At 45.8% G+C, this 4,131-nt stretch carries 5 protein-coding genes; 4 read left to right on the top strand and 1 reads right to left on the bottom strand.

Going from position 1 to position 4,131, the window contains the following annotated elements; all coding sequences use genetic code 11:
* From WG8_RS23550 to WG8_RS23540, 3 genes are all read left to right on the top strand, one after another.
* On the top strand, positions 1-1,368 hold a 1,368-nt coding region (locus WG8_RS23550; RefSeq protein WP_007432784.1), incomplete at its 5' end, for an S-layer homology domain-containing protein.
* Between the two features lie 151 nt (positions 1,369-1,519).
* Positions 1,520-2,296 carry a molybdenum cofactor guanylyltransferase gene (gene mobA / locus WG8_RS23545; protein ID WP_007432783.1) on the top strand — a complete coding sequence of 259 codons (777 nt, stop codon included), beginning with the start codon at positions 1,520-1,522 and terminating at the stop codon, positions 2,294-2,296.
* A 72-nt stretch (positions 2,297-2,368) separates the two neighbouring features.
* Positions 2,369-2,983, top strand: coding sequence for a LysE/ArgO family amino acid transporter (locus WG8_RS23540; RefSeq protein ID WP_007432782.1), 615 nt, complete (start codon positions 2,369-2,371; stop codon positions 2,981-2,983).
* A gap of 45 nt (positions 2,984-3,028) precedes the next feature.
* On the opposite strand, the gene WG8_RS23535 is transcribed toward WG8_RS23540, so the two are convergent.
* The gene (locus WG8_RS23535; RefSeq protein WP_007432781.1) at positions 3,029-3,490 is read right to left on the bottom strand and encodes a VOC family protein; all 462 of its coding nucleotides are present in this window, start codon (positions 3,488-3,490) and stop codon (positions 3,029-3,031) included.
* A gap of 161 nt (positions 3,491-3,651) precedes the next feature.
* On the opposite strand from WG8_RS23535, the gene WG8_RS23530 reads away from it, so the two are divergent.
* Entirely contained in the window at positions 3,652-4,086 is a 435-nt protein-coding gene (locus WG8_RS23530) for an Lrp/AsnC family transcriptional regulator (RefSeq protein WP_007432780.1), read from the top strand.
* The last annotated feature ends 45 nt before the right edge of the window (positions 4,087-4,131 follow it).

Genomic DNA, 4,131 nt, shown 5'->3' with positions numbered 1-4,131 from the left:
GAAATCACCTCGGGAGCACTGACAGATATGGCGATGAATCCATATGCGGGGATGCATACTCCAGAGGAATGGACATTCCGTACGGGAGATGAGCGCCCACATCGTTCCAAGGATAAAGAAATGCCTGATCAAAATACCTCGTCTGCGGCTTCACAAACGGAGTCTAAGACTGGTGTCGTATTAACAGGCGCTAAGACCGTAGCCGATAAGAGCAGTGCTATTCAACTTATCGGTTTGAATGAGGGAGAAGCCAGTCAAACGCTGAATGTTACAAATGTTGACCAGAAAGAGCTGGTAGTTGATGCTTCGGGATACAATAAAGCTGCAAAAGTGAGTATACCTTTCGCCTTTTTACAACAATACGCGAAAGAAAACACAAATCTGCCGATCAGCATACGAACAGCAGTAGCCCAGTTTACTCTTTCTTCTGAACTGGTCAACAAATTAGTCTCATTATATCCAGAAGATAGTCTGACAGTTGAAATTTCATCGTTGACAGGCGAAAACGGTGCACAAGTAAGACAAGCTATTGCTGACACGGGCTTAGCGGGTGTTGTGGTAAACCCGGTTGATTTCAAGCTAATGGCCGGAAATCAAGAGATCACTGAATTTTTCGGGAACTACGTGGAACGGAAATTGATTCTGGATCATGAAGTTGATCCTGAGCACGTAGCGGCCGTATGGTTCGATCCTAAGACAAGTGCGTTATCGTCAGTTCCCGTGTTGATTCGGAAGGTGAACGGACATACGGAAGCAATCATCAAATCCAATCATAACAGCATTTATGCTGTAGTCTCAGCAGACAAAAAGTTTAAGGATCTGGAGAATCATTGGGCGCAAAAAGATATAGAAATGCTGGCAAACAAGCTAATTGTCAAAGGTGTTCAGCCTGATATTTTTGAGCCGAATCGGGCTGTAACAAGAGCTGAATTTGTGGCATTGCTTGTACGTGGGCTCGGGTTGCAGGAGAAGCCGTTAACAAAGCATTTTACAGATGTAAAAGAAAATGCCTGGTATGCCGGTAGTATTGGGGCTGCGATGGAAGCAGGTCTGATCCGTGGTTATGGAAATCAGTCATTTGGACCAGAAAAGGTAATTACGCGCGAGGAGATCGCAGTCATTACTGAAAAGGCTGCGCATTATGTTCAGGCTCTGAATGCCGGTCCTGCTAGTGAGAAATATAAAGAGCTGTACAGTGATGCTTCCACTGTTTCTCCTTGGGCCCAAGAGGCTATGGCGCAGGCTACAGAGCAAGGCTTAATCAAAGGTGTCTCTCCAGACTTACTTGCTCCCAAACAGCAGGCAAACCGGGTGGAAGCGACCTCGATATTAAAACGGTTTTTGCAACTTATTAAATTCACGAATTGAAAAAACAATGAATTAGACGAATAAGTACTCTTTTTTTGGCGATCCAGGTGGATCGCTATTTTTTTATGCTATATATAGATGCTATTATTAGAGCTATTCCTGTTTAAGTTTAAAGATGGATTTTGTCTAAGAAAAAGGAGGTGTGATGGTGATGGTGGAGGTGACTGGAATTATCGTGGCAGGCGGACGCTCTAGCAGAATGGGACAGGACAAGGCACTGCTCCAGCTCGGAGGAGTTACGGTGCTGGAGAGAATAGCTGAAGTGCTAGGACAAGTAGCGGGACGGGTTATTGCAGTGACCCGAGATACAGAGCAGTATAGGGGACTGGGGTTGGAAACGACGGCAGACCTGTATCCCGGCTTGGGTCCTTTGAGCGGCATTCATGCAGGACTTTCTGCTTCCAAAACGGAATGGGGGATCGTAGTAGCCTGTGATATGCCCTTTGTGCAGCCAGAGGTATTGCATGCTCTACTTGCTCATGCAACGAACTGGGCAGCGGCGCAAGAGGCAGCCAGTGAACAAAGGAAGCAACAAGTGCAAGGAGAGCAAGGATTACTGGCTGGAAATAACTTGTCACCCCAGCCAACGGAACCCGCATTACAGGCGGTGATCGCCTCTGTGGATGGACGTATACATCCGTTGCTGGGCTTATATCATCGAAGTGCGCTGCCGTCTGCCGAACAATGTCTGCGAAGTGGCCGTCTTCGTCTGATCGACTGGCTGAATTCCTTGAACGTTCGTTATGAGAGAGCGGGAGAATGGCCAGGGGCGAGCTTAGACATGTGGAAGCAAGCTGTGTTCAACATGAACTATCCCCAGGACTACCAGCTTACCGTGAAACAATTGGAGGGTATACAAGACGTACCAGCCATGCCAAAAACAGAAAATAGAGGGAACCCGGAAAACCGAGGGAATCCAGAACGATGATCTCACCAAGGACAGGAAGGGAATAGTGGAAGATGAGAGAGAAGATATATAATGATTTTTGGGGGAGTACATATGCTGGGGGCTATTATCCATGCCGTTTTATTGGCACTGGGGCTGATTTTGCCTTTGGGAGTGCAAAATGTATTTGTGTTTAATCAGGGGGCGTCACAGTCGCGGTTTCGAAATGCACTGCCTGCTGTCATTACGGCAGGTGTCTGTGATACAATCCTGATCGCGCTTGCGGTTGGGGGTGTTTCCCTTGTATTGCAGCGGTTTCTATGGCTCACGAATGTGCTCTATGCGGCAGGCTGTTTGTTTTTGCTATATATGGCCTGGACCCTTTGGAGATCAAAGGCAGCTTCTTCGGGAGAAAGCCAGCCTATGCTTCCAAAACGGCAGATGATTTTTGCCGCTTCGGTATCCTTACTGAATCCGCATGCCATACTCGACACCGTTGGCGTAATTGGAACCAGCTCACTTCAATATGACGGTGTGGAACGCTGGGCCTTCGGCCTGGCCGCCGTGTCGGTATCGTGGATATGGTTTATCGGTTTAGCCATGGCCGGGCGTCTCGTAGGACGTATGGATTCAGAAGGAAGGTTCGGCACGGTGCTCAATAAAATATCGGCACTGATTATTTTAGGACTGGCTATTTATATGGCGATCAATTTTATCATCGGTATGTGATCCAAACCTTGTCAGAAAAAAACTCTTAAACCATAACTACGTTGATTATTCCTTGTTCGATAAGGACATGTCAAAATTAACATCCTCGATAAATTCAATAACCTCACCATTGGGGCTGTGAACCAATGCATTTTTGACAACCAGAGGAGGTTCGCCAAGCGTGAGCTGACCAGGTTCCACAAAGACTCTTGCTCCGTGGTCGAGGGCCCGCTGATATATTTCATCCACGTTGTCTACGTAAAAGGCCAGATGTAATAAAGCGCCGTGAGCAATCTCTTCCTCGGAAGCAGCCTTTTTCCCTTGGGCAGGAATGACTGCGTCGTTGTCAAAAATTTCGAGGCAGGTTCTCTGGTCAGGTGAAATAAGCATAGAGGCCTCTTGGATTTGAAAGGCTGGCAGGCTCCAGGAATGCCCTCTTTTAAACCCTAATACTTCGGTATAAAACGCTATGGTTGTCTGGTAATCGATGGCTTGGATCGCCACATGCGCTAGTCCCATTACACTCATGTTGAAATCTCTCCTTATATGTAGGTTAACCTTAGTATATAGATGATATTTCATCTTTTACATATAAAAAGTGAGGAAATTAAGCTTGATTATTGATTAAATAAAAGGTGATATGGCTGAAAAATATTACTTTTCTAAAATCGGATCAGGAGGTGCTTGATATGCAGCATCATTTAGATGATATAGACCACAAAATAATGCAGTTGCTTCAGCATGATGCTCGGATATCTATTTCCCAGATCAGTAAAGAAATTTCCATGTCTCAACCGTCCGTTAAAGAAAGAATGGTCAAGCTTGAGGAGAAAGGGGTCATCTCCGGATATAGTGCTGTATTTAATCTACGGGAACTGGATCGAGGGACCACTACTTTTATCTTATTAAAGACAGAGCATTGCCAAGAGCTGGTTGATTTTTGTGAAGAAGCGAAGGAAGTTACCGATTTGTTTCGTATCAGTGGGGAGTTTAATTATCTCATCAAGATACAAACTGCGTCGGTAGAGGAAATTGCAGAGTTTCAGGATTCACTGGTCAAGCTGGGCCCTTCGAAATCACATATTTGCATGAAAAATATACTGGAAAACAGGGTTTTGCTGTAAGCTCGTCAGAGAACAGCACACTGGGGATAAAGTATATTCGAGCCG

It is taken from the genome of Paenibacillus sp. Aloe-11 (assembly GCF_000245715.1).
GTDB classification, from domain to species: Bacteria; Bacillota; Bacilli; order Paenibacillales; family Paenibacillaceae; genus Paenibacillus; species Paenibacillus kribbensis.
This window is presented reverse-complemented; position numbering and strand designations above follow the sequence as displayed.